Raw genomic sequence first — 25,114 nt, forward strand, 5'->3', positions numbered from 1 at the left:
AATGCTAAACCCCGCCTGTCATCCTTTGCTTAGGATGGCAGGCGGGGTTTTTGTTGGCCAATGGCGTACAACTTATTGATAATTAATAAGTTGTGTAGAGAGTTAATTCGGCTTAGCTTCGGCTGGCTTAGCTTCGGCTGGCTTGGCATCGGCGGGCGTTGCTTCGGCAGATTTTGCCTCAGCAGCCTTCGTTTCTGCGGGTTTCGGCTCCGGCGTCGCGGTGTTCTTGGCGGGCGTCGCTTTAGCGGTTGCGGGCTTTTTTGTTTTGGAGGTCTTCTTGCCAGTCTTTTTTGCGGCCAGCAGCTCCTTTTGGGTTTTGATTCGCTCCTCGATCTTGCTAAGCAGGAAGCTGGCGTCGGACTTGTGGGCCTCGTCAGGAAACTGATCTACAGCCAGTTGCGCTTCGGTGCGGGCTTTCTCGTACTGCTTCAGCTCCAGGTACACAAAGGCAAGGTTGAGGTGGGCCGTGGGGAAGTCCTTTTTCAGTTCGATGGAGTGCAGAAAGTACGGCACGCTCTGCTTAAACTGGCCGAGGCGCTGCTTGGCGTAGCCTACTACAAAATACGATTTGTAGTCGCCGTAAGCGTGTTTGTGGGCTTCCTCATAATGCTTGATCATGAGCGGAAACAGCTCATCCTCAGTCTTTTTCTTCTCAGCGCAGTCGCATTGCTGCACGGCGTAGTAGTAGTCGCCGAGGCCGCGGTCGAGCTTGTAGTTGTCGGGGTACTTTTGCTTGAGGGAGTCCAGCACGGCCCTCACCCGGAAGCGGTAGCGCGTACCCGGGGCTTCGTGCTCTTGGTTTTCCTCCAACGACTCCAGTGTGCTTAAGTCCTTGAAAGTGAAGCTTCTATAGTTGCTGCTGGCGATACTGTAGTTCAGCACGATCTCCTCTTTTTTGAGGGCCACGGCGGGCTGGGCATTTTTGGGGTCGTAGTCGTTGAGGAGCTTAAAGGCCGACTCGTACTTTTTCTCCGCCACCAGGTCATCGGCTTTCCGCAGAACTGCCATGTTGGTTTGGCCCCATACCGTGTTGGCCATCAACAACAAACCCGCACTTAGACTTACAAAACAACGCATACTTGTTGGGCACTAAAAAATAGGTGCGACGGACTTTTTATGGGTCGCGGGTCAAACATACAGCCACTCGCGCGGCCTAAGAACGACGACGCAGCGGCCAGCGTACGCCGCTTCCAGCAGGTACTTAAGATAAGCAAAGCCAGGAAGCTAAAGATTCTCAGCTTCAGCCTTTTCGCTGTGGCGCTGCGGGGCAAAGGATCTCAGGTCAGGCTGAACTAGCCGAAAGATACTGGTTCGGCGGTAGTTGGCAGCAAACCCACGGCCGGCGCGGCGTGCTGCTTTGGCCGTTTGCAAAGTTCGAGCGTACTTGGTGGCATGCTCTTTTATACCGTTATGAAGCCCTTGGTGCAGGTGGCGCTGCGGGTATTTTTTCGCCGGCTCGAAATCCGGCACCCCGAGCGACTACAGGAGCCTGGTCCGTTGTTAATCGTTGGTAATCACCCCAATACGCTTATGGACCCGCTGGTGGTAGCCGTCAACCGCCGCGACCCGATTGCGTTTCTAGCCAAGAGCACCTTCTTTCAAAACCCCATTCTGCGCCGGATCATGGAGTCGGGTAATTCTATCCCGATTTATCGGCGGCAGGATGCTGAAACCGGCGTGGGGGGGGCTTCGCCCGAAGAACTGGCGGCCCGCAACGAAGCCGCCTTCAGCCGCTGCTACGACTACCTCGATCGGCGCGGCACCATCATGATCTTTCCGGAGGGCACCAGCATTTCGGAGCGCCGCCTGCGGCCCCTCAAAACGGGCGCGGCCCGCATTGCGCTGGGAGCCGAAGCGCGCCACAACTTCCAACTGGGGCTGCGGGTGTTGCCCTTGGGTATCAATTACTTCGATCCCACGCGGTTTCGGTCGGATGTGTTTGTCAACGTTGGCCAGCCTATCCGGGTAGCCGACTATGCCGACCGCTACCGCCAAGACCCCGAGGGCGCTGCCGATGCGCTCACCGAAGAAATCAGGGTGCGGCTGGAGGGCCGCCTCGTGATTACCCGCGACGCTGCCGACGACGAGTTGGTGATGCAGGTGGAACGCACGTTTACCGATCATTTTATCGACGACAAAGAAACCCTCTACGACAACTACCTCCTGAGCCGCAACCTGTTAGAAGGCATTGCTTACTTCGAAAAGCACGATCCGGTGCGGCTCAACGAAGTGCGCGAACGCCTGAAAACGTACCTGCAAGACCTGCGTCGGGTGCACCTCACCGACGAGTCGCTGGAATCGTCGCGGGGGCAAGGCAAGCGCTGGAGCCGAGGGGCAGTGGCCGGCGTGAAACTGCTGCTGGGGTTTCCGGTGTACCTGTATGGGGTTGTCAATAATTACGTGCCCTACATTCTGCCCTCGGTGGTGGCACGCCGGGCAACCAAAGACGTAGAGTTTGTGGCCCCCATAATGCTGGTTGTGGGCATGCTCACCTTTACGGTCTGTTATATTTCACAAATTGCTCTGATAGAGCACTTTGTACAGGATTGGCGCCTCACGACTGCCTACGCCCTGAGCCTGCCACTGACGGGTTTTTATGCCCTGAGCTATTGGAATAGCTTGGCGGCCCGCCTGCGCCGTTTGCGGGCGGTGCGGCTGTTTCGGCAACACCGCCCGGTTATCGAAGGCTTGTTGCGGCAACGTGCCGGTATTTTGCGCCTGCTCAGCGAAGCGCGGGAAGCCTACTTGGCCGGATCAGGATTCCGTTGAATAGCTCAGTTGCTGCTACACTACAGGCAAAAGGGCCCGCTTCGGCGGGCCCTTTTGTTTATTGCCAGGTTCATAATAGGCTGCTTACTAAGAGGTTATACATTGCATTTTTTATTTTAGCTCCTCCATAATAGTTCGCATAAAAACCATCGGAGTGCTTTAAGAAGGAAGCTTCTTTTGTAATGTAAAGAGTAATTTATAGAAGTTTTTTGTTCGAATCTTGCTTAAGTCTAACAATCTCAAAAAAACGTAAATATAGATTTTAAAAATATTTTATTGTATAATTATCACATCTATTCACCGAAAAGTATTCCAATTAATTCCACCCATGAAACACCTCAAACTACTAACAGCGTCTGCGGTTCTTTCATTTTCCTTGCTGACCAGCTGTCAAAAGGAGAATGATGCATTGGTAAGTGCTCCCTCCACTACCAGCTCAAGCCAGCTTGCCACATTGCCAGCCGGCTCGGAAGATCTTAAAGCAAATTCGGGGCTACTGGCCAAAGCCGACCCGCAGTACCGGGATATGGTACGCCGCGCGACGGCCATTCAGCCGACGCCCTGCGATAGCAATACCCCCTTGAACCTGTGGCTGGATCAGCAGCTAAAAGACTGGACCAGCCTGTCTTTTGCGAAGGTGAACAGCACGGCCATGCTGGACTTGCCAACGTACGATGCCCTGCTTTTTGAGAACAGCTCGGCAAACCAATACTTTGGCCAGAAGGGCGAATACACGCAGCGCTTAACCAAGACGTTCAAGGACTTGCAGCGTTTCTGGAATATTCAGTCGCAGGACATTGTGCTGGCCGCCATGCACGGCAACATGCTGCAAGACCGCACCAAACTGATCCGGACCTACAAAGCCGCCTTCGGCTTGTCCGATGCCAGCGCCGCATTCTATGCTGACCGGGTATTAACCTTTTTGAAGGCCTCGCCGGAGATGAGAAATGGTACCCACCCCATCTTCACGTTCAACGCGTTTGCTCAGGAAGGCTTCGACTTTCCTCCGTATGGCACCATCCCCTCTAAGATCATTATGGGCGACGGCATCATGGAAGCGTACACTGCCCTCGGCTACGATGATGTAGCGCCGCAAGCCATTCTGGCTCACGAGTTTGGCCACCAAGTACAGTTCCAACTGGGCTTGTTCACGAATGAGAATACGCCAGAAGCTACTCGCCGTACTGAGTTGATGGCCGACGCCTATTCGGCTTACTATCTCTCGCACGCCCGCGGCGCTTCGATGCAGTGGAAACGCGTAAGACAGTTCTTGCAGGTGTTTTTCAACATCGGCGACTGCCAATTCTCTAGCACGGGCCACCACGGTACGCCCACCCAACGCATTGCCGCTGCCGAATTTGGCTACAATACGGCAAACGATGCCCAAAAGCAAGGCCATATCCTGACTGCTCAGGAGTTTACCAAGCTATTTGAAGCGCAACTGCCTGCTATTGTTAAGTTGTAGACAACGCATTCGATAAGGAAAAAGGGGAGCAGCAATGTTCCCCTTTTTTTATGGCTACGCTTCTCGTTTAGGCCTTACCAACCGTTTTTCACCCCCAACCCTAAGGTCAGGATTTCGGGAATGCGGAGCGTTTTGTTGGTCAGGGCGCTTACCAGGTGCAAGTCGTTGGTACTCAGTTCGGAGTAAAATGAAGTGCGGCGGGGCCAACCGTGCAGATTGGGCTCGGTGGAATGATGCGTGAGGCGCAGCCCGGCAAAAGCCCCAAGGCGCACCGCCGACGACCACCAGTAGTACCCTTTGGGGTAGCGACCAGCCGAGTCGTTAGTCAGGAAGAATTGTTTGCCGGTGGTGTAGTTCAGGAAGCCGCCCACCGATACGGGGTTGAGGCGCCAGTCGCCGCGCCCACCGAGTTTGGGCTCGAAAGGCGTGTACGTCGTTTTGAAAGTGAAAACGGCCATGCGGCTGCCGCCAATGGAGCGCGGCACGTAGCCCACGAGCACCTCCGGCTCCAGCCGCCGGTCGGCCAGCCAGTAGCCACCGCCCACCGCCACCACGCCCTGCCCGCCCGCTAACTGCACCGTCAGGAAGAACGGCCCTGACCGGCGTACATCGGCCTCGGCTTGCGCGTGCGCGAAGCAGGGGATAAAGCTAAGTATCAGTATAGCAAGTAGTTGTATTTCAGTTCTGCGACGCATACTGAACGGTTTCAAGGCGAAACTGGCGCCGCCCCCATACCGACACAATATGGTAGCGGCCCTTCTCGAAGTTGTACGTGGTCAGGTAGGTGATGCCGTCGCGGAAGGGCTGGCCGGCCGTGTAACGGTGGATGTGCCCGGCCAAGTGCAACACCAGCTGCGGATTGCTGCGCACGGTGCGGGCATACGGCTGCACCAGCTGCGGATCGAAGTCGGCGTCGGTGGGCGGCACGTGGCACACCACAACGGCGCGTTGCGTGCCGGCCGTGTCGGCGAGCTGCTGCGTGAGCCAACTTACGTCGGGCACCTGGCCCTGGAAGCCGTATTCACGGCCGTTGGTATCGACGCAGATAAACTTCGTGCCGCCGCGCACAAACGAGTAATTCAGAGGCCCGAACACCGTTTGGTAGGCGTTGCGGCCGTTGCCCACCTGGTCGTGGTTGCCGATGACGGTGAGGTAAGGCACGCGCAGACGTTGCAGGCGGCGGTGCATCCAGCGCATTTCCCGCACCAGGCCAAAGTCGGAAATGTCGCCCGCAAGCATCACGAAATCAATGTCTTGTTGCTCATTGACGCTAGCCACAAAGTCGTCGGCCTCGTCGTAAAATCGCTGCGAGTCGCCGATAAACACGAAGCGCAGCGTGTCGGTGGGCGAAAGCGGCTGTTGTTGGAGCCGGCGCAGATTCTGAGCCGTAAGGTGGCGTTCGGCGGCGGGTACGTAAGCCTGATTGGGGCTGTATTCCAATAAGTTACAGCCACTCGCCGCTAGCACCACTGCCATAGAAAGCAAAAATAGGCGTGTAGAGAAAAGACGCATAAAAACACTGGCATAAACCGGAGAATAGTTCTCCTTAATGGTGTAGTAACAGGCTGATAACTAGATAGTTGTTGTAAGTATCAAAAACAAAATGTTGGCTTCAGCCGCCGGCGGCGCTTATAGCCCGCTACAGGCTAGAACAACACATAAGCAGGCCTTTGAGTTATTGCCGAATTGTCGAAATGAGGGAGCGGTCCGAATGCGCACTTCTATGGGCGGCGGGCGCTGTTAGGGCATTTTACTTCTATATTAACGGCTTGTCAGAAGAAGTTGGTTTTCTTGGGAAAATGCTGGCTTTCAGGCAACACTAGCGTCCTTGTTATATGCTTATGAATAAAGTATTTACCACGTTTGCGGCCCTGGTTTTTCTACTGTGCACAGGCGCCGCTAAGGGGCAAATAGCTGAGCCCGTAGAGTTGGTAAACCCACTGATGGGTACCGACTCGAAGCCTAGTCTTTCGAACGGAAATACCTATCCGGCCATCGCGTTGCCGTGGGGCATGAACTTCTGGATGCCGCAAACCGGCAAAATGGGCAGCGGCTGGGCCTACCAATACAGCGCCGACAAGATCCGCGGGTTCAAACAAACGCACCAGCCTTCGCCCTGGATGAACGATTACGGGCAGTTTGCCCTGATGCCCATCACGGGCAGGCTGCGCTTCGAGGAAGACGACCGCGCCAGTTGGTTTTCGCACAAAGCCGAAGTCGCCAAGCCGTATTATTATCAAGTGTATCTGGCTGACCACGATGTGGTTACGGAAATTGCGCCCACCGAGCGTGCGGCGAGTTTCCGGTTCACCTTTCCCCGCACCGACAGCGCCTACGTCGTGCTCGATGCCCTCGACAAAGGCTCGTACGTGAAGCTGCTGCCGCAGGAAAACAAGATTGTGGGCTACACCACCCGCAACAGCGGCGGCGTGCCTGAGAACTTCAGGAATTACTTCGTGCTGCAATTCGATAAGCCGTTTGCCAGCACGAACATATATAAGGATAAAGAACTAGTTACTAACGTATTAGAGTTTCAAGGAAATCACGCGGGTGCGGTCGTGGGCTTCAAGACGCGCAAGGACGAGCAGGTGAACGTGCGGGTGGCCTCGTCGTTCATTAGCCCGGAGCAGGCTGAATTGAATCTGAAAGAGATCGGCAACGACGACTTCGAGGCGGTGAAGCAAAAGGCCAAAACGGCCTGGAACAAAGAACTCAGCCGCATTCAAATTGAGGGCGGCACCCCCGATCAGCAGCGGACGTTTTACTCGTGTCTGTACCGCTCGCTGCTGTTTCCGCGCAAGTTTTATGAGCTGGATGCCGCCGGCAACGTGGTGCATTACAGTCCCTACAACGGCCAAGTGCTGTCCGGCTACCTCTACACCGACACGGGGTTCTGGGACACGTTTCGCTCGCTGTTTCCCTTCCTGAATTTGATGTACCCGAGCGTTAATGCCCAAATGCAGGCGGGGTTGGTAAATGCTTATAAGGAAGGCGGTTGGCTACCGGAATGGGCCAGCCCCGGCTACCGCAACGTGATGGTGGGCAACAACTCGGCCTCCGTGGTGGCCGATGCCTACCTGAAGGGTGGGCGCGGCTACGACATCAATACCCTTTACGAAGCACTAGTGCACGGGGCCAACAACGCTGGCCCGTTGGAAGCCGTGGGCCGCGCGGGCGTGCAGTATTACAACAAGCTGGGCTACGTGCCCTACGACGTAAAGCTCAACGAGAACGCCGCCCGCACCCTCGAATACGCCTACGATGACTTTGCTATCTATCAGTTAGGCAAAGCGTTACACAAGCCCGCCAAGGAGGTGAATCTCTACGCCAAGCGCAGCCAGAACTACCGCAACCTCTTCGACAAACAAACCGGCCTGATGCGCGGCAAAAACCAGGACGGCAAGTTTCAGGCGCCCTTCAACCCCTTTAAGTGGGGCGATGCCTTCACCGAAGGCAACAGTTGGCACTACACGTGGTCGGTGTTTCACGACGTGCAGGGCCTGATGAACCTGATGGGCGGGCCCAAGCCGTTTGTGGCGGCACTGGACACCGTATTTACCCTCGCGCCGGTGTTCGACGCTTCGTATTACGGCTCCGTGATCCACGAGATCCGGGAGATGCAGATTGCCCACACGGGCAACTATGCCCACGGCAACCAGCCCATTCAGCACATGATTTACCTCTACAACTACGCTGGCCAGCCGTGGAAAACGCAGTATTGGGTGCGCGAAACGATGAACCGCCTCTACCTGCCCACCCCCGACGGCTATTGCGGCGACGAAGACAACGGCCAGACCTCGGCGTGGTACGTGTTTTCGGCCCTGGGCTTCTACCCCGTCTGCCCCGCCACCGACCAGTTGTTGGGTGCGCCGCTGTTCAAGAAAGCCACGCTGCGGCTGGAAAACGGCAAAGAGGTCGTACTCAACGCCCCGGCTAATAGCGAGGCCAATCGCTATATCCGTAGCGTAATAGTCAACGGCCAGTCGTACGCGCATAACTGGCTTAGCAACAATGAATTGCAAAAAGGTGCAACGGTAGATTTTGATATGGCTGCCACGCCCAATACGAGCCGCGGCACGAAGGCAGAAGATGCGCCGTACTCGTTTTCGAAGGCGAAAAAGTGAGCCATACCACAACCTAGAGGTATTGCAAAGCCTTGTCTAGGAGACTTCTGTGCTTAGTAGGGCAATGCCAAAACACATTCTTAGTATACTACCTTGCCAGCTTCAACCTCCTTCCTGAAGCTGATGAAACTCCTGCCTTTTGCCACGCTGCTCTTTGCGTCTTTGCCGGCCTTCGCCCAGAAGCCGAAACCCACCGAAAATCTCGTGCAGTATGCCCACCCCATCGTGGGTACGCAGAAGATGGGGCACACCTTTCCGGGCGCGACGGTGCCTTTCGGGATGGTGCAGCTCTCGCCCGATACCGACACGCTGAGCTACGAGCAGAACGGGAAGTACAACCCCGACGTGTACAAGTATTGTGCTGGCTATCAATACGATGATAAAACCATCGTGGGCTTCAGCCACACGCATTTCAGCGGCACCGGTCATTCCGATCTGGGTGATTTCCTGGTGATGCCCACCACCGGCCCGCTGCAGCTCAACCCCGGCACCGCCGACAAACCCCAGAGCGGTTACCGCTCGGCGTATTCCCACCAAAACGAAGTAGCCGAGCCCGCTTACTACCGGGTAAAGCTCGACGACCACAACATCCTGGCCGAGCTGACCGCCACCAACCGCGTCGGGTTTCACCAGTACACGTTCCCGAAAGCCGACGACGCGCACATCATTCTGGATTTGATGGCGGGCATTTACAACTATCCTGATAAGAACGTCTGGACGTTTGTACGGGTCGAAAACGACTCATTGGTAACCGGTTACCGGCATACCAACGGCTGGGGCCGCACCCGCACAGTGTACTTTGCCATGCAGTTTTCGAAGCCGTTCCGGGGATACGGCAGCCGCAACTACTCCAAAAAGGAGGTGTACCGCGGCTTCTGGGGGCGCTTCAACCAAACGAAAAACTTCCCCGACCTAGCTGGCCAGCAGTTGCGCTTGTACTTCGACTTTAAGACCGCCGCCAACGAGAAGATTAAGCTCAAGTTTGCGCTCTCGCCGGTGAGCACAGCGGGGGCACTCCAGAATCTGCGGACCGAAGCGCCGGGCTGGGATTTCGACCAGATCAAGCGCCAAGGCCAGCAGCAGTGGCAGCAGGAACTGAGCAAAGTGGTGATTCAGGCAGCTAAGCGCGAGGACAAGGACAACTTCTACACGGCTATGTACCACGCCTTCCTCAGCCCGACTACCTATATGGACGCCGATGGACAGTACAAGGGCCTCGACCAAAATGTGCACCGCGCCGATGGGTTTACCAATTACACAACGTTCTCATTATGGGATACTTATCGCGCTCTGCATCCGCTCTTTAACCTGCTCCAGCCCAAGCGCAACGCCGACATGGTGCAGTCGATGCTGGCGCACTACAGCCAGAGCGTGGAGCACATGTTGCCGGTGTGGTCGCACTACGCCAATGAAAACTGGTGCATGATCGGCTACCACAGCGTGCCCGTCATTGCCGACGCCATTGTAAAAGGCAACGCGCCCTTCGACGCCAACAAAGCCCTGGATGCCTGCGTGATCACGGCCCGCCAGCAGTGGTACGACGGCATCGGGCTATACCTGCAACTGGGCTACGTGCCAGAAGACAAAAGTGGCTCGTCGGTGTCCAAAACGCTCGAATACGCCTACGACGACTGGTGCATCGCGCAGGCCGCCCAAAAGCTCGGCCGCCAGGATATTTACCAGGAGTTCAGCAAGCGCGCCGGCAACTGGCAGAACGTATATGATGCCCGCATCGGCTTCATGCGGCCCAAGCTCAGCGACGGAACGTTCCGCAAAGAGTTTGATGTGTTAAGTACCAATAATCAAGGGTTTATTGAGGGAAATGCCTGGAACTACAGCCTCTATGTGCCCCAAGACCCTGCCGCGCTCATCAAGCTGATGGGCGGCAACCAGCGCTTCGTGCCGCACCTCGATTCGCTGTTCACGATGCACCTGCCCGACAAGTTCTTCGCCGAAACCGAGGACATCACCCGCGACGGCATCATCGGCAACTATGTGCACGGCAACGAGCCCGCCCACCACGCCGCCTACCTCTACAACTGGACCAACCAACCCTACAAAACCCAGGAGCGCGTGCGCATGATCCTCAAGCGCATGTACCACCCTACGCCCGGTGGCCTCGGCGGCAACGACGACTGCGGCCAGATGAGCGCTTGGTACATCTTCAGTGCCTTAAGCTTCTACCCCGTCGCGCCCGGCTCTAATGAATACGCCCTGGGTAGCCCCGCCGTAAATGGCGCTACGTTGCACCTTGAAAACGGTAAGACCTTCACTATCAACGTGAAAAACCAGAGCGATAAGAACGTGTATGTAAAAGAAGCGCGGCTAAATGGCCAAAAGCTGACGCGTCCGTTTCTGGCGCATCAGGATATTATGAACGGCGGCGAGCTGACGTTTTTGATGGCAGCGCGACCGTGAAGCCAGCTTCCGGTGTATTTTGAAAAGCTGTACGAATCTTCAATAATCAACAATGCTGGATTCAATAGATGATATTGATTTTGTATTAAGACTTCATTCTGAAGGATGGAGTACCTGTATTATTTATATTGAAAATAAGTCTTATGAATTAATTATTACCCATGTTTTTGGTGACCCTTATTACAACTTTATGCATTCTCTTATGGGTTTAATAAATGGGCTGCAGAGTGCAAATTTCTTTTGGTACAACGAACCGGGAGGGGCGAGGATAGAAATAACAAAACTAAAGGCTGGTAAAGATATAGTTCTAGTGAACATTCAAAGTTTTAAAGAAGCGTTTGGAAACGAAATAAAAGTATACGAAGAAAACATTTGTTTTGAGATTAAGCTCAAGTCACTATTGATATTATCGTACATGCAACTGAAGAAAATATTTTTGTTGTTAAAAGAAAGAGATTTTGCGCAGCATAGAAGCGATGGTTTCCCGTTTCGAAAATTTGTTGAATTTGAAAAGGCTGTTAAAGATTTTGTTAGAATCTAGCCTTTTTGATAGCGTTAGTTCCGCCCCGTACCTCCTGCTCACCGATCTCTGACCCGCATGTTATACACACGAGACAGAGCCCCACGCTATCTGACAGGCATTTTATAATGTGTTCATTATCAAATGCCTGTATAAAAACTCGTAACGCATTCCAACCCGGCAATCACCCACAAAAAAGCCCCACCCCAAGCTGTAAAAGTCTAGAGGTGGGGCTTTTGCGCGCCGGGCGGGTAGCCTAGCGGTTAGGATCGAAGGTGGGGGCGCTGGCGTTTCTGTTTTTGGAGCGGTTGTACAGGTAAGCAGCGCCGGCAGCTAGCAAGGCTCCGCTTACCAGTTTGCGGCCTATGCCACTTGAGTTTCTGGTGGCGCTATCTACGCTGCCGGAGGCAACGTTGCCAGCAGACCTACCCCCAAACAGGCCCGAAAGCAGGCCTCCCATTGTACCGCTATGGCGGTCAGAACCAAATATGCTCATGATTGACAAGGGAAATGGTGTGGCTAATCTAACGTATGCAAGGCCTGATTGGTTGACCTAAGCTATCCCCTAAACTGCCGCGAGTTTAGCGCGACGTAACTCGCGCTGGCTAAAGCTTAAATATTCAATCCCTTGTTAATTAAGTAGTTACTCATCCAAATATTGGTGCACGAACTTAATGGCCATAGAGCCTTCGCCCACGGCAGAAGCCACGCGCGCCATCGCACCCGCACGGCTATCGCCGGCGGCGAAAATGCCGGGCACGCAGGTTTCGAGTAGGTAGGGCTCACGCTCGCGTTTCCACAGGGAGCCGTAGCGCGGATCGGTGACGAGATCGCGGCCGGTGAGCAGGAAGCCTTTGCTGTCGCAAGCTACTGTCTCACAGACCCATTCGGTGCTGGGTTTGGCCCCGATGAACACGAATAACGCTTGGGCGGGCCGCTCTTCCAACTGGCCGTTATTGTTGAGCACGACTTGTTCGAGGTGATCGTCGCCGCGCACTTCCACGACCTGTGCAAAAGGCAAAATCTGAATGTTGGGCGTGCGGCCGATCTGCTCGATCAGGTACGCCGACATAGACGCGGCAAGCGATTCGCCCCGAATTACGATGTGCACTTTGCGGGCGTACGTGGCCAAATACATGGCCGCTTGCCCCGCCGAGTTGCCGCCGCCCACGATGTAGACGTCGCGTTGGTCGCAGGAGCGAGCCTCGGTGCGGGCCGCGCCGTAATACACACCGGCACCGGTAAGTTTGTCAATGCCAGGTACTTCCAAGGTGCGGTAGCTGACGCCGGTAGTCAGGACAACGGCCCGCGTACTGATCTCGCTGCCGTCGCTCAGGGTCAAGACTTTGTAGCCGTCCTGCACGCACAGGCCGGTAACCTCCTGGGCCAGAAACTCGGCTCCTAGCCGCACCGCCTGCGACCATGCCCGGTGCGCCAGCTCGGCGCCGCTCAGGCCGGTCGGGAAGCCCAGGTAATTTTCGATGCGGGAGCTGGTGCCCGCCTGCCCGCCCGGCGACTGGCGCTCCACGATCAGCGTCTTCAAGCCTTCCGACGCTCCGTAAACGGCTGCTGCTAAGCCCGATGGCCCGGCCCCGATCACGACCACATCGTATAGCTGCGACGATGCTTTTAGCGCCAACCCGATTTTGCTGGCAATGGCTGTGCGGTCGGGGCGCGATTCGGCAGTGCCGTCTTCGAATACGACGACGGGCAAATCGGCGGCGGTGAGGCCAGTGGTGTCGAGCAGTTCCTTGGCTTCCGGATTGGTTTCAAAATCCAGCCATTGGAAGGCCACCATGTAGCCGGCCAGAAAATCCTTGAGTTCGTGCGAGAGCGGCGACCACTGAAACCCGATCAAGCGAAGTCCCTGAAAACGAGGCTTGTACTTGGCCTGCCACGCCGTAAGCAGATCGTGCAGGGTGGGATACAGGAGCTCCTGGGGCGGATTCCAGGGCTTCATCAAATAGTAGTCGAGGTGGGCGTTGTTGATGGCCCGGATGGCTGCTTCCGTGTCGGCGTAGGCCGTAAGCAGCACGCGCTTGGCATCGGGAAACAGCACGCGGGTTTTCTCCAGCAATTCCACACCTTCCATCTGGGGCATGCGCTGGTCGGCCAGCACGAGGGCCAGCGGCTCGGCGCGGGCTTTGAGTTCCTGCAACGTAGTGAGGGCCTCCTCGCCGGAGGCAGCGCGCAGAATGCGGTAGTCTTTGCGGAATTCGCTGCGCAAGTCCCGGTCTATGGCATTCAACACCTGCGGATCATCGTCCACGGCCAATACGATCGGTTTTTTCATGACAAGGCGTTGTTTGGTAATGTATTGATTATCAAATATTTACATAAATCCTGTCAGCCTGAGCGCCAGCGAAGGACAAAGAAATAGCGGGCATGTGCCAGCGAAATACCTTACTCCACCGGCAGCCACGCGCAAAACTCAGTGTGGCCAGGCTTTGACTGCACTTCCAGCCGTCCACCGTGGTTGCGAATGATGCGCTGGGCGATATCGAGGCCCAGGCCTGTGCCTTCGCCCGCTTGTTTGGTGGTGTAAAAGGGCTCGAAGATGTGCGGCAGCACGTCAGGCGCAATGCCGGGGCCGTTGTCGATGATGAACACGCGAACGAAGTCGCCGCCAAAGGTGGTGCGCAGGGTGATTTGGCCCCCCGGCGGCAAGGCATCGATTGCGTTGTCGAGCAGGTTGGTCCAGACTTGGTTGAGGCTGCTGACCTGGCCGCGCACGGCAGGCAAGCCGTGGGCGTAGTCGCGAATGACGCGGATGTTTTTCTGCCGCAGCGGGTAACCCAGGATATTGAGAGTGCTTTCGAGGCCGGCCTGCACATCGAGAGGGGCGTAGTCGGCCGAGCGATCCATGTGCGAATACGTTTTCACGTTGTTCACCAAGGTGCTGATGCGCGCGCTGGCCTCCTGCAAGTCCCGGATCAGGCGGAGGGTCGTCAACTGGCCTTCCAGCCACGTAAACGCCGCTGCCCGCGCTGTTTCCGGCAATTTTTCCGAAACCGGAGCCAGCTCCTCTACGCCAATGCCTGCTTCCAGCAACCCCGACGCCAGGCGATAGCCATCGGACACGCCTTGCTCTTCCAGCCAGTCGGAGACTTCATCCTCGCGGTCAGCGCATTCGAGAGCCGTGAACTTCGGCACCTCCGTCACGTCTTTGGTGGCCAAAGCCGTAAGGGCCGCAAGCGCTTCGGGGGTGGGGCAGGAGGCGACAAGTGCTCGCAGCTGAGATGGCTTGGCCGCCACGAGCTGCGTCAGGGCTTCTGCGGCGCGGGCGATGGCCGCGGCTGGGTTGTTGAGCTCGTGCGCCAGGCCCGCCGACAGTTTGCCTAAGGCCCGCAGCTTCTCGTCGCGCTCTTGTCCGCGCGCTTCTTCGCGGGCGCGGTCGCTCATCAGGGCCACAAGTCGCTGCACCAGCTCCGGGCTGGCTTGCTCCAGCTCCGGAAACTTGTCGCGGTGCAGCGCATAAATGACGGTCGGCCCGACCGCCAGGGCCAAGCCTTTAAAAGTCCGCAGTCGCGAATACGGCAATACCCCGCTTACCTGGCCAGCCTCAATGCGGAAGATTGGCTCCCGGTTGCCGTTGTTGACAGCGAAGAATTGCAGGCCGCCGGAAAGAATCGCGGTCATGAATTCGGCCGCTTCACCGGGCTGTACTATGGTATCGCCGCTGGCGTATTCGCGGCGTTCGCCGTGCTCCACCAGCCACGTAAGCGTTTCGGGTGGTAAGTCGGCGAAGGTCGGCACAACAGTCAACTCAGCCGGAGTCAGGGCAGTAGGCATTGGCGACAAAATTAGGGAGAGTGAATATACTTAATATAAAACCTGCTAGAGTAGGCCCGAGTTTGACCCAGCCCAAAACTCAGCGCTAAGCAGGGCCAAACCAGCCGGAAAAGCCGTTCTTGCCAAACTTTTTCGGGCTGGTAAGCATTATATCTTTTTCCCTACGACCATCAAATGGCCAAACTTAAGACTCTCTATTTCTGTCAAAACTGCGGGGCACAATCGGCCAAATGGATCGGCCGCTGCCCTTCCTGCGGCGAGTGGAATACCTACGTGGAGGAAGTAGTACAGAAGGAAAATACGCAGGCCACGGGCTCCTGGAAGCCGCCTACCTCTTCGCCCGGCACCAAAACAGTGGCCAAGCCCCGGGCCATCGGCGAAATCCATTTTGAAGAAGAAGCCCGCATCAATACCCAGGATGCCGAGCTCAACCGCGTGTTGGGCGGGGGCTTAGTGCTTGGCTCTCTGGTGCTTATCGGTGGCGAACCCGGCATAGGCAAAAGCACGCTAATGCTCCAGATTGCCATGAACCTGCGCCAACTGAAGGTGCTATATGTATCGGGTGAGGAAAGCGAGCAGCAGATCAAGATGCGCGCCGAACGCCTGGGTCCGCAACACCCTGATTGTTATATACTTACCGAAACTAATACCCAGAACATTTTCAAGCAGATCGATCAGCTTCAGCCCAACGTAGTCGTGATCGACTCGATCCAGACGCTGCATTCGGGGTTGGTGGAGTCGGGGGCGGGCTCGGTGTCGCAGGTGCGCGAATGCACCGCTGAGTTGCTTAAGTATGCCAAGGAAACGGGCGTGCCGGTGCTCATCATCGGTCACATCACGAAGGACGGCTCCATTGCCGGCCCCAAAATCCTGGAGCACATGGTCGATACGGTGTTGCAGTTCGAGGGCGACCGCCACTTGAGCTACCGCATCCTGCGTACCACCAAAAACCGCTTTGGCTCGACCTCCGAACTGGGCATCTACGAAATGCAAGGCACGGGCCTGCGGCAAGTATCCAATCCCTCGGAAATCCTGCTCTCGCAACGCACTGATAATCTGAGTGGTATGGCGATCGGCGCTACGCTCGAAGGCAACCGCCCGCTGCTTGTGGAAGTACAGGCCCTCGTGACGCCCGCCACCTATGGCACGCCCCAGCGCAGCAGTACGGGCTTCGACGCCAAACGCCTGAACATGCTGCTGGCGGTGCTCGAAAAGCGCTCGGGGTTGCGCTTGGGTCAGCACGACGTGTTCCTGAACATTGCCGGCGGCCTGCGCCTCGACGACCCGGCGCTCGACGTAGCCGTGTGCGCTGCGGTGGTATCGTCGCTTAATGATATCCCGATTCCGGGCGAAGTCTGTCTGGCTTCCGAAGTCGGGTTGAGCGGAGAAATTCGGGCGGTGAGCCGCCTGGACCAGCGGTTGTCGGAAGCCGAAAAACTGGGGTTTCAAGAGATGTACATTTCCCAGTTCAACGCCAAAGGATTGGACTTAGGCCGGTACGGCATTCGGGTACACCCAGTGGGACGATTAGACGAAGTTTTGAGCGGCTTATTTGGCTAAAACCAACAAAACTTTGGCGTTAGGCGAACGTTACGAAAAAAGTAACGTTAGGGATTGGACTTTGTTAATTGTAATGCACTATCTTCGGGTAATAAATTGTCTTTTACCGTGAAAATACTGTTTGTGTAGTTATTCTGAGTGTTATGGACAATAGACATTTTCAAGCTTAGGGACCGAACATTTTTCTGATGGCATTTTCTATCCGACTTTTCGCTGGGCTCTTGTTCGCTTCGCTTTGCACCGCTTCTATTACCTCGGTGCACGCCCAAGGAACAGTGGTCATAACGGGTAAGGTCAATGGTAAAACAGCGGACACGGTAGCCGTATCGGTGCGTGAAAATCCGCTGGATCCGAAAGAGCAGATTACCTACGCTCGCCTCGACGACAAAGGCGAGTTTCGCATGGCGATCAAGATCTCCGGCCCGTCGCGTGCCGATCTGGTATATGCCGACGACGTCACGGACCTCTTTCTAGAGCCGGGCAACGCCCTGGAAGTCCGCTTCAAAGGCAATAGCTTGTCGACATCGGTGCGCTACAAGGGCAAAGGCGCCGAGGCCAATACCTACTTAGCTGAGGTAGACGAGCATTTTGTGGAAAACGATGGCTTTCAGGTACTTCCGGAAAACATCATGCTCTACGAACCGGGCTTTTTGTCGTTTCTGGATTACCGCCGCAAGGAGGAACGCAAGTTTTTCGAAAACTACGCCCAGGACAATCAGCTTTCGCCTGCTTTCAAGCAGTACGCGCAGGCCGAAATCGACTATAGCTACGCCAACGACCGCCTCACGTTCCAGGATTTGCGCGAGCAGGTAGTAGCCACCGAAGGCCGTCTGAAGATGACGCCCACGTACTACGACTTCCTCAACGACAAGAGCCTGTTCAGCAACGCCACGGCCGTGCAGAGCGAGATGTACCAAGAGTTCCTGCTCAACTACATCCACTACCTCGCCACCAACGACAAGCACCTGCGCTCCGACCCCGATTTTTACCAGGTGTGCTACGAGCTGGCCAAGAGCCAATTGTCGGGCGACGTGCGGCCCATCATCATGGGGCGGGTGTTGCAGGAGTCGTTTCGGTTTGGCCACGTAAAGCAATCGGAAACGATGCTCGCCGATTTCCGGAGCTCCGACCCCAAGAACATGTATTATCCGCTGTTGCAGAGCGACTTCGAAACGCACAAAGCGTTTGCTATCGGCTCGCCGGCCCCTAATTTCCGGTTGATTTCGGTGAAGGGCGACACGGTATCGCTGAGCAGCTTTGCCGGCAAGGTAGTGTACCTCAACTTTTGGCGCACGACCAGCGGCCTGGCGCTGCGCGATTTGCCTTACGCACAGGACTTAGCGCGCAAGTTTGAAGGCAAAAACATCGTGTTCGTCAACATTGCCCTCGATGAAAACGAGCCGGCCTGGAAACAGCTGGTAACCAGCAAGAAGCTTCCGGGCGTACAGCTCCGTGCTGCGGGCGGCATGCGTTCGGGAGTGGCCCGCGCCTACGCGTTGCAAGACGTGCCCGCTTACTTCCTGCTGGCCGAAGACGGTACCTTCCTCAATACCAAGCCCAAGCGCCTGAGTAGCCGCGCCGCCGTCGACGAGATCAAGGAAGCATTTGGTAAAGCCTCAACCTATACCAGTGCCTTGCCTATCACTCCTAAGTAACTGATTGCACATCAATTGGTTGTGTAAAAGGCCGTCTGTGAGTAACAGGCGGCCTTTTGTTTTTGAGTTCGGCAAGCACCATTTGCGCAGGGAGCTTTAACTTGGCGGCGAAAACAATCTTTGTGCGCCCGGTGGGCAATTTTTCGTTGGCCCGTTTCTGATGCTATCCTCCTCCGCAGCCCTTCCGCGCTGGCTCCACCGGGCTGGGTTACTCTTGTTGCTGGCTGCGATCCTCTTTCCCCTGGTGTTCGACGTCTTCCGGGCCCCCATTCAGACGTGGGACGAGTCGCGGCTGGCCGCGAACGCCATCGAGATTTATTGGTCGCACAACTGGCTGGTAACCACTTACCAGCACCAGCCCGACCTGTGGAATACCAAGCCGCCGCTCTTGATTTGGCTACAGGTACTGCTGCTGGGTTTGGGGCTGCGTGGGGAGGTTGCCATGCGGCTGCCTACAGTGCTGGCCTGCGTAGCGACGGTGCTGGCGCTCTACCGCTTTGCGTCTCGCACACTACGCAACGCGGGTGCAGGTCTGCTGGCGGGTTTCATCCTGGTAACGAGCCCTGGCTACGTGCGCGAGCACGTCAGCCGGACCGGCGACTACGATGCACTGCTCATCCTGTGGATTACGCTGGAGTTGCTGGCCTTTTACCTCTATCTCGAAACCAACCGCCGTCGGTATCTGGTGCTTTGGGCTATCGCCTTGAGTGCGAGCATACTGACGAAAGGCGTGGCGGGACTGCTGGGCAGTCCGGCATTGGTTCTGTACGCCCTGAGCCAGCGTAAACTCCTGCCTTTGTTACGTCAGCCGGCTGTATGGCTGGCACTGATTAGCGCCTTTGCCGTGCCGGCGCTGTATTATCTGGCACGCGAACGGGCGCTGCCAGGCTATTGGCACGCGGTGCAACTCAATGAGCTAGGCGGCCGCTTCCAAAATGCACTCGAAAGCCACGATGGGCCCTGGTATTACTACTTTCGCAACGCGGCAACGCGCTTTTTTGTGAGCTGGCTGCCGTTGTTGCCCCCCTCCCTATTGATTTTGGCCTTCGAGCGCGACGCGGCTACGCGCCGCTTGATTTGGCTGCTGGCCTTGTTTGTTGGCTGTTGGCTGCTGGTCATCAGCGCTGCCGCAACAAAGCTGGAGTGGTACGAAGCGCCGCTCTACCCAATCCTGGCCCTGCTGATCGCTTTGGCCCTGACAACGCTATTTCAGCGGTGGCAGCAAAGCTCGTCAATGAGCCCACGTTGGCAAGTGATAACGGGCACACTCGCGCTGCTGGCGCTGGTGTGGCTGCCCTACAAACAGATTATTGATCTGATCATCACCAATCGCCAAAACGACATAACCTGGGGCCCGGAAGTGCGCTACGGTTACTATCTAGGCCGCTATGTGCGCCAACATCCTGAAGACAAGACCATTGACGTATACCACCCCGGCACGCTTTACGGAAGCAGCTTCTGGTTTTACCGGCAGGCCTTGGCCCGCGAAAGTGTAAAAGTGCAGCCTCATTCGAGTCGGGAACCGCTGAACTTGGTAACGGGTGCGCATGTAATCGTCTGTACGCCTGAGGAGCAGCAAGTCCTCGCCGATCGCTACCAAGTGACCAAGCTTGAGGAGGAAGGGCCTTGTGCCACTTTTGAAGTGTGGGCTAAGAAATAATATAACTAATTGATTAGTAATCATTTGTAATTTGTTGTGTTAAGCTGTTTGTTATCGGATAATTGAATCACCTTTTCCAGTGCTTTGTATGTTTTGGCTTCTTGTTGTAGTAATCATTTTGGTGGGCGGCGTGCTTTACTTTCTGCGGCAGCCGCCTTTCGGGGCGGCTCCGAGTGGCGCACGGCTGGCGCGCATTGCCCAGTCGCCCAACTACCGAAATGGTAAGTTTCAGAATCTCTCCCCCACCCCCGACCTAGCCGAAGGGGTAAGTTACGCGAGGGTGATGCGGCAGTTTTTCTTCGAAAAAAGCGCTCGCAGCGCCCCCGCCGCCTTGTTGCCTTCGCGCAAAACCGATTTGCGTCAGCTTTCTTCCGCGGAAAACGTGATTGTGTGGCTGGGGCATTCTTCCTATTTCCTACAGCTCGACGGCAAGCGCATCCTCGTCGATCCGGTGCTGAGCGGCAGTGCTTCCCCGCTGCCCTTTGGCACCCGCAGCTTCGCGGGCAGCGATGTGTACACCGTCGCCGACCTGCCCCCAATCGACTACCTCTTCATCTCTCACGATCATTGGGATCACCTGGATTACGCGACTGTCAAGCAGCTGCAACCGTCTGTCAAGCAGGCGATTACGGGGCTGGGTACGGGTGCGCACCTAGAGCGCTGGGGCTATAACCCGAAGCAGGTAGTGGAGTTGGACTGGTACGAAACCCATGTGCTCGCCGCCGGCTTTGTGGTGCGCGCCACCCCGGCCCGCCACTTTTCCGGCCGTAGCCTGAGTCGCAACCGGGCGCTCTGGATTTCTTTTGTGCTGCAAACCCCAAGCCAGCGAATCTACTTGGGTGGCGACTCTGGCTATGATACTCATTTTAAGGCTATTGGCGACGCATACGGCCCGTTCGATCTGGCCATTCTGGAGTGTGGGCAATACAACCAAAGCTGGAAATACATCCATATGATGCCCGAAGAAGTGGTGCAGGCCGCCTTCGACCTCCGAGCCCGCGTCCTGTTGCCGGTGCACTGGGCCAAGTTTACGCTCGCCCTGCACGCCTGGGACGAGCCCATCCAGCGCGTGACCGCCGAAGCCACCCGCCTCCACCTCCCCGTGCTGCACCCGCTGATTGGTGAAGCAGTAAAGCTGCAAGAAGCAGCACCACCCGTCGCATGGTGGAATGGGCTGTAAATGCTTGTACATTAAGAAATTATAGGAGCGTTGCTAGGGCTAAAAACTAGCTCCCCTCCTTTTTTAAGGAGGGGTTGGGGGTGGTAAACCACGTTGAACAACAACTAGCTCTAATTTCTAACTCTAGCCGAACCACCCCCAGCCCCTCCTTAAAAAAAGGAGGGGAGCTAGCTGTTTAGCTCTAAGTTCTCGCCTTAGATTTTTCCAAAACTTCTCGGGGCTGGATGGTTTGTAGGTACGCTTCAACGCGTATTCCCGACCTTTACTCTTACATGGCATCACTTCTCACCGACGGCTTAAACTTCATTTCCAAGCTCACGCCGCGCCGGGCGCTTAATGCGGCGCAGGTGGTCGGGAGCTACGCCCTGAGCAAAGCCACCGGCAAAGCGCGGCATTGGGGCTTGCCGCTGGCCTTGTCCTTTGAGCCGACTACGAGCTGCAATCTGCGGTGCCCAGAATGCCCCAGCGGCCTGCGCTCCTTCACGCGCCCGACGGGAATGCTGCCCGATGAGCTGTTCAAAAAGACCATCGACGAAGTGCATAAACGGCTGTGGTACTTGATCTTCTACTTCCAGGGTGAGCCTTACCTGCACCCCAATTTTCTGGACTTGGTGAAGTATGCCGCCGACAAAGGCATTTATACCGCCACCAGCACCAACGCCCATTACCTCAACGACAAAAACGCCCGGCGGACCGTCGAATCCGGCCTCGATCGGCTTATTATTTCCCTCGACGGCACTACGCAGGAGGTGTATCAGCAGTACCGTGTGGGTGGCAAGCTCGACAAGGTGCTGGAAGGCACGCGCAACATCATTCGGTGGCGTAAAGAGTTGAAATCCAGTACGCCTCGGGTGGTGTTTCAGTTTTTGGTGGTGCGGCCCAACGAGCACCAGATCGAAGACGCCAAGCGCATGGCCAAGGACATGGGCGTGGACGATGTGTGGTTCAAAACCGCCCAGATCTACGATTACCAGCACGGCTCACCCCTCATCCCGACCATCGACTATTACTCGCGCTACGAGAACAACAACGGTACGTGGAGCATCAAAAATCGCCTGCTCAACCACTGCTGGAAGATGTGGCACTCTTGCGTCATCACCTGGGATGGCCTCGTGGTACCCTGCTGTTTCGACAAAGACGCCGAATATCGCCTCGGCGACTTACAGCAACAGAGCTTTCGTGCGTTGTGGCAAGGGACTAAGTACCAGAAGTTTAGAGAATCCTTGTTGAGAGGTCGCGACCAGATCGAAATGTGTCGCAACTGCACCGAAGGCACCAAAGTCTGGGGGTAAGCAAAGCCGCTATTTCCCCGGCTAGCTGCTGGCGCAGTAAGAACGACCAACTCCCCTCCTCGGCTGAGGAGGGGAGTTGCGGCAATAGCTCCCGTTCCTTAAAACTCTTCGCTGCCGATGGGTGGGCCGGCGGGCATGGGCAAGGCCGGCGCGGGCTGAAACTTGTCAGGGTTGGCCTCAAACTGCTTGATCGTGTTCAGGCCAGCCAGCAACGTGCCTTTCTGCTCGTCGCGCTTGGCCGATTTTGCCTGTTTGCTCATCCAGTCTTTCAGTTCCTCAATCTTCAGGGTAGCAAGGGCTTTCACGTTGGCCGGAGACTGCGAAGAGGCAGCTAAGCCAAGCAAGCTATTCAGGGTCAAGGTCTTGACCCGATTCTGGATTTCGCCGCGGTAGCCATCTTCCGGCTTGCTTTTCCAGGTTTGGTCGAGCAGCTTATCGATTATTTGCCCCAAGCCGGGCTGTTGGTTGTCGCGGGCATGGTACTCGACCAAGCGGGCAGCCCGCTGCGGATTGAGCAGAAAATCGAGGGTGGTAGCCGCCGCCGATTCGGCCGCGCCGGTAGGGTCGAAGGTAAGGCCCGTGCGCGAGGTAAACGTCTCGCGGCTAGACGGATAGCCGACCGGGCGCGGCGGAATTTTCTGCAACAACTGCTCTGACAAAGCCAGTTCGGCGGGCGAAATGGTGCGCATCAACGCCGCAAACGCCTTCCATTGGTCTTCGGGGGCCACAAATTTCGTGGTGGTCTGGCCGTCGCCTTTTACGGCGTATGTGTAGTACAGCCCGCCAATGGCCTTAGAAGCCGCCTCTACTTGGTAGCGCTGCAACAGATAAATCGGGACTAAAGCTTCTTCTATCGTGGCCATGGGCCGGCCGTCGGCGATGGCTTTTTCCGAAAAATTGGCCAGGATTTTCTGCCGGACGTCCATGAGGCGGTTGAGCTCGTCGGCGGCGTTCTGGCCGTCGTCCCAGAGATGTGCATAAGGGTGCGCGCTGCCGACTGGCCGCGAGTCTTCATCGGCAATGAAAACGTACCCGTCTTTAAGGGTCTGATTGATAATATTTTGTAGCTCTTGTTCTTCCTGTTTGCCTTTCGGAAAATCTTGGTAGCCATATAGAATGGCCCGCTTGTCCCAGCCGCCAATGCCGACGGCGTAGGCTTGGCTAAGGTCGACGGTGCCATCGGGGCGGAGCAGAATGCGCGGCATCGGGTAGTCCATCACCGAGGAGCGGTCGAGGGTACTGGCCGCGTAATTGTGGTACAGTCCCAGGGTATGGCCCACTTCGTGTGCGGCCAACTGTCGGAGCCGCGACACGGCCATTTTCATCATTTCCGGGTTGGTCGGTTTGCCGGTTTCATGAGGCTGCAACAAGCCCTCCGCAATCAGATAGTCTTGGCGCACGCGCAACGAACCCAGCGACACCTGCCCTTTGATGATCTCGCCGGTGCGCGGATCGGTGATGGAAGCACCGTAGGACCAACCGCGCGTAGAACGGTGTATCCACTGAATGAGGTTGTAGCGAACGTCCATGGGATCAGCCCCTTCCGGCAGCAACTGCACCTGAAAAGCGTTCTTGTAGCCCGCTGCCTCAAACGCCTGGTTCCACCACGAAGCGCCCTCAAGCAAGGCCGAGCGAACCGGTTCGGGCGCCCCGCGATCGAGGTAATACACGATGGGCTCAACGGCCTCGCTCACTGCCGCCGTAGGGTCTTTCTTTTGCAGCCGGTGCCGATTGATCAGGCGCTTGACAATTGGCTGATCGATGGGCGTGGCGTAATCCATGTAATCGGTGCCGAAGAAGCCCGCCCGCGGATCGAACCGACGGGGCTGGTAATTGGCATCGGGCAGCTCGATGAACGAGTGATGCATGTGCACCGTCAGCGCGTCCGGGTCGGGCGTTACCGATCTGATTTCCTGGCCTTTGGCATCGCCGGTGAGCGTAATGATGGCCTCAAACTCCGAGTTCTTCGGAAAATTGCGCGTGTTAGGCAGAAACATCGCCGAGCGGCTTTCGTCGGCCTTGTACGCGCCTTGGTTCATGGCCGCCAGCCGCTTGGCCAGCTGGTGGCTATCGCGCAGCAAAAAAGGCGTGAGGTCGAGCAGCACGCGGCTACCTTCTTGGGCTTCTACCTTGAAACCCCAGATCACGGACTGCGCAAACGCCTGCTCCACCGACTTGCGTTCGTCGGCGTTGTCGCTGACGGCGCGGAAGTCGTAGTTGGGCTGGAGCAGCAGCACTTTGGGGCCGCTCCGGATAAATTTTACAATGCGGGTTTGCCCAATCTGGCCGCGGTCGAAGCCCAAGTCGTTGGAGCCCACGCCGTTTGGCAACGAGCTGACGTACAGCACTTCCTGATCGAGCCGCGAAACCTCCAGCAAAACGGTGCCGGTTTTTTCGTCCCAATAAAACGGAAAGAACCCATCAAATTTTTGATAGCCTTTGGTGCGGGCCGCGATGGTTTTGGCGCTCTCGGCGGCGGGTGCTGGCTTGCTGGTTTTGGCGGTCGCAGGGCCCTGCGCATGGGCCGCGAGCTGACCCGACAACACGAAGCCAAGCGCAAGGTAGAGGTAAGTGTTTCTCATGCAGGAAAGGGTTTGCTGGGCATAATGTACGCCCGCATTCCGTTCCGGCCCGATATTGCTCAGTAATAATTTGGGTTTTCTCTTTCGCTATCTCAGC

General features: G+C 56.4%; 17 protein-coding genes. 10 read left to right on the forward strand and 7 right to left on the reverse strand.

All coding sequences use genetic code 11. From position 1 onward, the window contains the following. Positions 1 to 102 precede the first annotated feature (102 nt). Complete coding sequence (locus FHG12_RS08345) at positions 103 to 1,077, reverse strand: tetratricopeptide repeat protein (protein ID WP_139515294.1); 975 nt, start codon at positions 1,075 to 1,077, stop codon at positions 103 to 105. Positions 1,078 to 1,392: 315 nt separating this feature from the next. Here FHG12_RS08345 and FHG12_RS08350 point away from each other — a divergent pair, with 315 nt between their 5' ends. Together FHG12_RS08350 and FHG12_RS08355 are read left to right on the forward strand one after the other, a co-directional pair. Further along, a complete protein-coding gene (locus FHG12_RS08350) occupies positions 1,393 to 2,769 on the forward strand; it encodes a lysophospholipid acyltransferase family protein (RefSeq protein WP_139515295.1) in 1,377 nt (458 codons plus the stop codon). Positions 2,770 to 3,097: 328 nt separating this feature from the next. Next, positions 3,098 to 4,234: a neutral zinc metallopeptidase gene (locus tag FHG12_RS08355; protein ID WP_139515296.1), complete on the forward strand. Its 1,137-nt coding sequence runs from the start codon at positions 3,098 to 3,100 to the stop codon at positions 4,232 to 4,234. Positions 4,235 to 4,308: 74 nt separating this feature from the next. Here FHG12_RS08355 and FHG12_RS08360 read toward each other — a convergent pair whose 3' ends face one another. After that, positions 4,309 to 4,929, reverse strand: coding sequence for a hypothetical protein (locus tag FHG12_RS08360; protein ID WP_139515297.1), 621 nt, complete (start codon positions 4,927 to 4,929; stop codon positions 4,309 to 4,311). Beyond that, positions 4,913 to 5,746 carry a metallophosphoesterase family protein gene (locus FHG12_RS08365; protein WP_139515298.1) on the reverse strand — a complete coding sequence of 278 codons (834 nt, stop codon included), beginning with the start codon at positions 5,744 to 5,746 and terminating at the stop codon, positions 4,913 to 4,915. Before FHG12_RS08365 ends, FHG12_RS08360 begins: the two co-directional genes overlap by 17 nt. A gap of 329 nt (positions 5,747 to 6,075) precedes the next feature. Between FHG12_RS08365 and FHG12_RS08370 the strand changes: the two genes are divergently transcribed. From FHG12_RS08370 to FHG12_RS08380, 3 genes are all read left to right on the forward strand, one after another. Beyond that, positions 6,076 to 8,358 (forward strand): GH92 family glycosyl hydrolase, encoded by a 2,283-nt coding sequence (locus FHG12_RS08370; protein ID WP_139515299.1) that lies wholly within the window; start codon positions 6,076 to 6,078, stop codon positions 8,356 to 8,358. A gap of 123 nt (positions 8,359 to 8,481) precedes the next feature. Beyond that, positions 8,482 to 10,776, forward strand: coding sequence for a GH92 family glycosyl hydrolase (locus tag FHG12_RS08375; RefSeq protein WP_139515300.1), 2,295 nt, complete (start codon positions 8,482 to 8,484; stop codon positions 10,774 to 10,776). Positions 10,777 to 10,828: 52 nt separating this feature from the next. Beyond that, positions 10,829 to 11,317: a hypothetical protein gene (locus tag FHG12_RS08380; protein WP_139515301.1), complete on the forward strand. Its 489-nt coding sequence runs from the start codon at positions 10,829 to 10,831 to the stop codon at positions 11,315 to 11,317. A 235-nt stretch (positions 11,318 to 11,552) separates the two neighbouring features. On the opposite strand, the gene FHG12_RS08385 is transcribed toward FHG12_RS08380, so the two are convergent. From FHG12_RS08385 to FHG12_RS08395, 3 genes are all read right to left on the reverse strand, one after another. Beyond that, positions 11,553 to 11,792, reverse strand: coding sequence for a hypothetical protein (locus FHG12_RS08385; protein ID WP_139515302.1), 240 nt, complete (start codon positions 11,790 to 11,792; stop codon positions 11,553 to 11,555). Between the two features lie 147 nt (positions 11,793 to 11,939). Further along, positions 11,940 to 13,589 carry an FAD-dependent oxidoreductase gene (locus FHG12_RS08390; RefSeq protein ID WP_139515303.1) on the reverse strand — a complete coding sequence of 550 codons (1,650 nt, stop codon included), beginning with the start codon at positions 13,587 to 13,589 and terminating at the stop codon, positions 11,940 to 11,942. A gap of 110 nt (positions 13,590 to 13,699) precedes the next feature. Then, positions 13,700 to 15,088: a sensor histidine kinase gene (locus tag FHG12_RS08395; protein ID WP_139515304.1), complete on the reverse strand. Its 1,389-nt coding sequence runs from the start codon at positions 15,086 to 15,088 to the stop codon at positions 13,700 to 13,702. A gap of 174 nt (positions 15,089 to 15,262) precedes the next feature. On the opposite strand from FHG12_RS08395, the gene radA reads away from it, so the two are divergent. The 5 genes from radA to FHG12_RS08420 all read left to right on the forward strand — a co-directional run bounded on the left by radA (position 15,263) and on the right by FHG12_RS08420 (position 22,435). Continuing rightward, the gene (gene radA, locus FHG12_RS08400; protein WP_139515305.1) at positions 15,263 to 16,648 is read left to right on the forward strand and encodes a DNA repair protein RadA; all 1,386 of its coding nucleotides are present in this window, start codon (positions 15,263 to 15,265) and stop codon (positions 16,646 to 16,648) included. Positions 16,649 to 16,869: 221 nt separating this feature from the next. Continuing rightward, positions 16,870 to 18,303: a TlpA family protein disulfide reductase gene (locus FHG12_RS08405; protein ID WP_165699343.1), complete on the forward strand. Its 1,434-nt coding sequence runs from the start codon at positions 16,870 to 16,872 to the stop codon at positions 18,301 to 18,303. A 160-nt stretch (positions 18,304 to 18,463) separates the two neighbouring features. After that, the gene (locus FHG12_RS08410) at positions 18,464 to 19,963 is read left to right on the forward strand and encodes an ArnT family glycosyltransferase (RefSeq protein ID WP_139515307.1); all 1,500 of its coding nucleotides are present in this window, start codon (positions 18,464 to 18,466) and stop codon (positions 19,961 to 19,963) included. Between the two features lie 88 nt (positions 19,964 to 20,051). Continuing rightward, complete coding sequence (locus FHG12_RS08415) at positions 20,052 to 21,143, forward strand: MBL fold metallo-hydrolase (protein ID WP_139515308.1); 1,092 nt, start codon at positions 20,052 to 20,054, stop codon at positions 21,141 to 21,143. Positions 21,144 to 21,415: 272 nt separating this feature from the next. Next, a complete protein-coding gene (locus FHG12_RS08420) occupies positions 21,416 to 22,435 on the forward strand; it encodes an SPASM domain-containing protein (RefSeq protein WP_139515309.1) in 1,020 nt (339 codons plus the stop codon). 98 nt (positions 22,436 to 22,533) lie between these two features. On the opposite strand, the gene FHG12_RS08425 is transcribed toward FHG12_RS08420, so the two are convergent. Continuing rightward, positions 22,534 to 25,017, reverse strand: coding sequence for a zinc-dependent metalloprotease (locus tag FHG12_RS08425; RefSeq protein WP_139515310.1), 2,484 nt, complete (start codon positions 25,015 to 25,017; stop codon positions 22,534 to 22,536). Positions 25,018 to 25,114 lie beyond the last annotated feature (97 nt).

Origin of the sequence: Hymenobacter jejuensis, from assembly GCF_006337165.1 — a bacterium.
Lineage (GTDB): Bacteria > Bacteroidota > Bacteroidia > Cytophagales > Hymenobacteraceae > Hymenobacter > Hymenobacter jejuensis.

Coding starts and splice junctions, on each gene's coding strand:
- FHG12_RS08345 (WP_139515294.1), bottom strand. CDS start 1,077: ATGCGTTGTTTTGTAAGTCTAAGTGCGGGTTTGTTGTTGATGGCCAAC.
- FHG12_RS08385 (WP_139515302.1), bottom strand. CDS start 11,792: ATGAGCATATTTGGTTCTGACCGCCATAGCGGTACAATGGGAGGCCTG.
- FHG12_RS08380 (WP_139515301.1), top strand. CDS start 10,829: ATGCTGGATTCAATAGATGATATTGATTTTGTATTAAGACTTCATTCT.
- FHG12_RS08425 (WP_139515310.1), bottom strand. CDS start 25,017: ATGAGAAACACTTACCTCTACCTTGCGCTTGGCTTCGTGTTGTCGGGT.
- FHG12_RS08365 (WP_139515298.1), bottom strand. CDS start 5,746: ATGCGTCTTTTCTCTACACGCCTATTTTTGCTTTCTATGGCAGTGGTG.
- FHG12_RS08350 (WP_139515295.1), top strand. CDS start 1,393: ATGCTCTTTTATACCGTTATGAAGCCCTTGGTGCAGGTGGCGCTGCGG.
- FHG12_RS08395 (WP_139515304.1), bottom strand. CDS start 15,088: ATGCCTACTGCCCTGACTCCGGCTGAGTTGACTGTTGTGCCGACCTTC.
- FHG12_RS08355 (WP_139515296.1), top strand. CDS start 3,098: ATGAAACACCTCAAACTACTAACAGCGTCTGCGGTTCTTTCATTTTCC.
- FHG12_RS08375 (WP_139515300.1), top strand. CDS start 8,482: ATGAAACTCCTGCCTTTTGCCACGCTGCTCTTTGCGTCTTTGCCGGCC.
- radA (WP_139515305.1), top strand. CDS start 15,263: ATGGCCAAACTTAAGACTCTCTATTTCTGTCAAAACTGCGGGGCACAA.
- FHG12_RS08370 (WP_139515299.1), top strand. CDS start 6,076: ATGAATAAAGTATTTACCACGTTTGCGGCCCTGGTTTTTCTACTGTGC.
- FHG12_RS08410 (WP_139515307.1), top strand. CDS start 18,464: ATGCTATCCTCCTCCGCAGCCCTTCCGCGCTGGCTCCACCGGGCTGGG.
- FHG12_RS08420 (WP_139515309.1), top strand. CDS start 21,416: ATGGCATCACTTCTCACCGACGGCTTAAACTTCATTTCCAAGCTCACG.
- FHG12_RS08360 (WP_139515297.1), bottom strand. CDS start 4,929: ATGCGTCGCAGAACTGAAATACAACTACTTGCTATACTGATACTTAGC.
- FHG12_RS08415 (WP_139515308.1), top strand. CDS start 20,052: ATGTTTTGGCTTCTTGTTGTAGTAATCATTTTGGTGGGCGGCGTGCTT.
- FHG12_RS08390 (WP_139515303.1), bottom strand. CDS start 13,589: ATGAAAAAACCGATCGTATTGGCCGTGGACGATGATCCGCAGGTGTTG.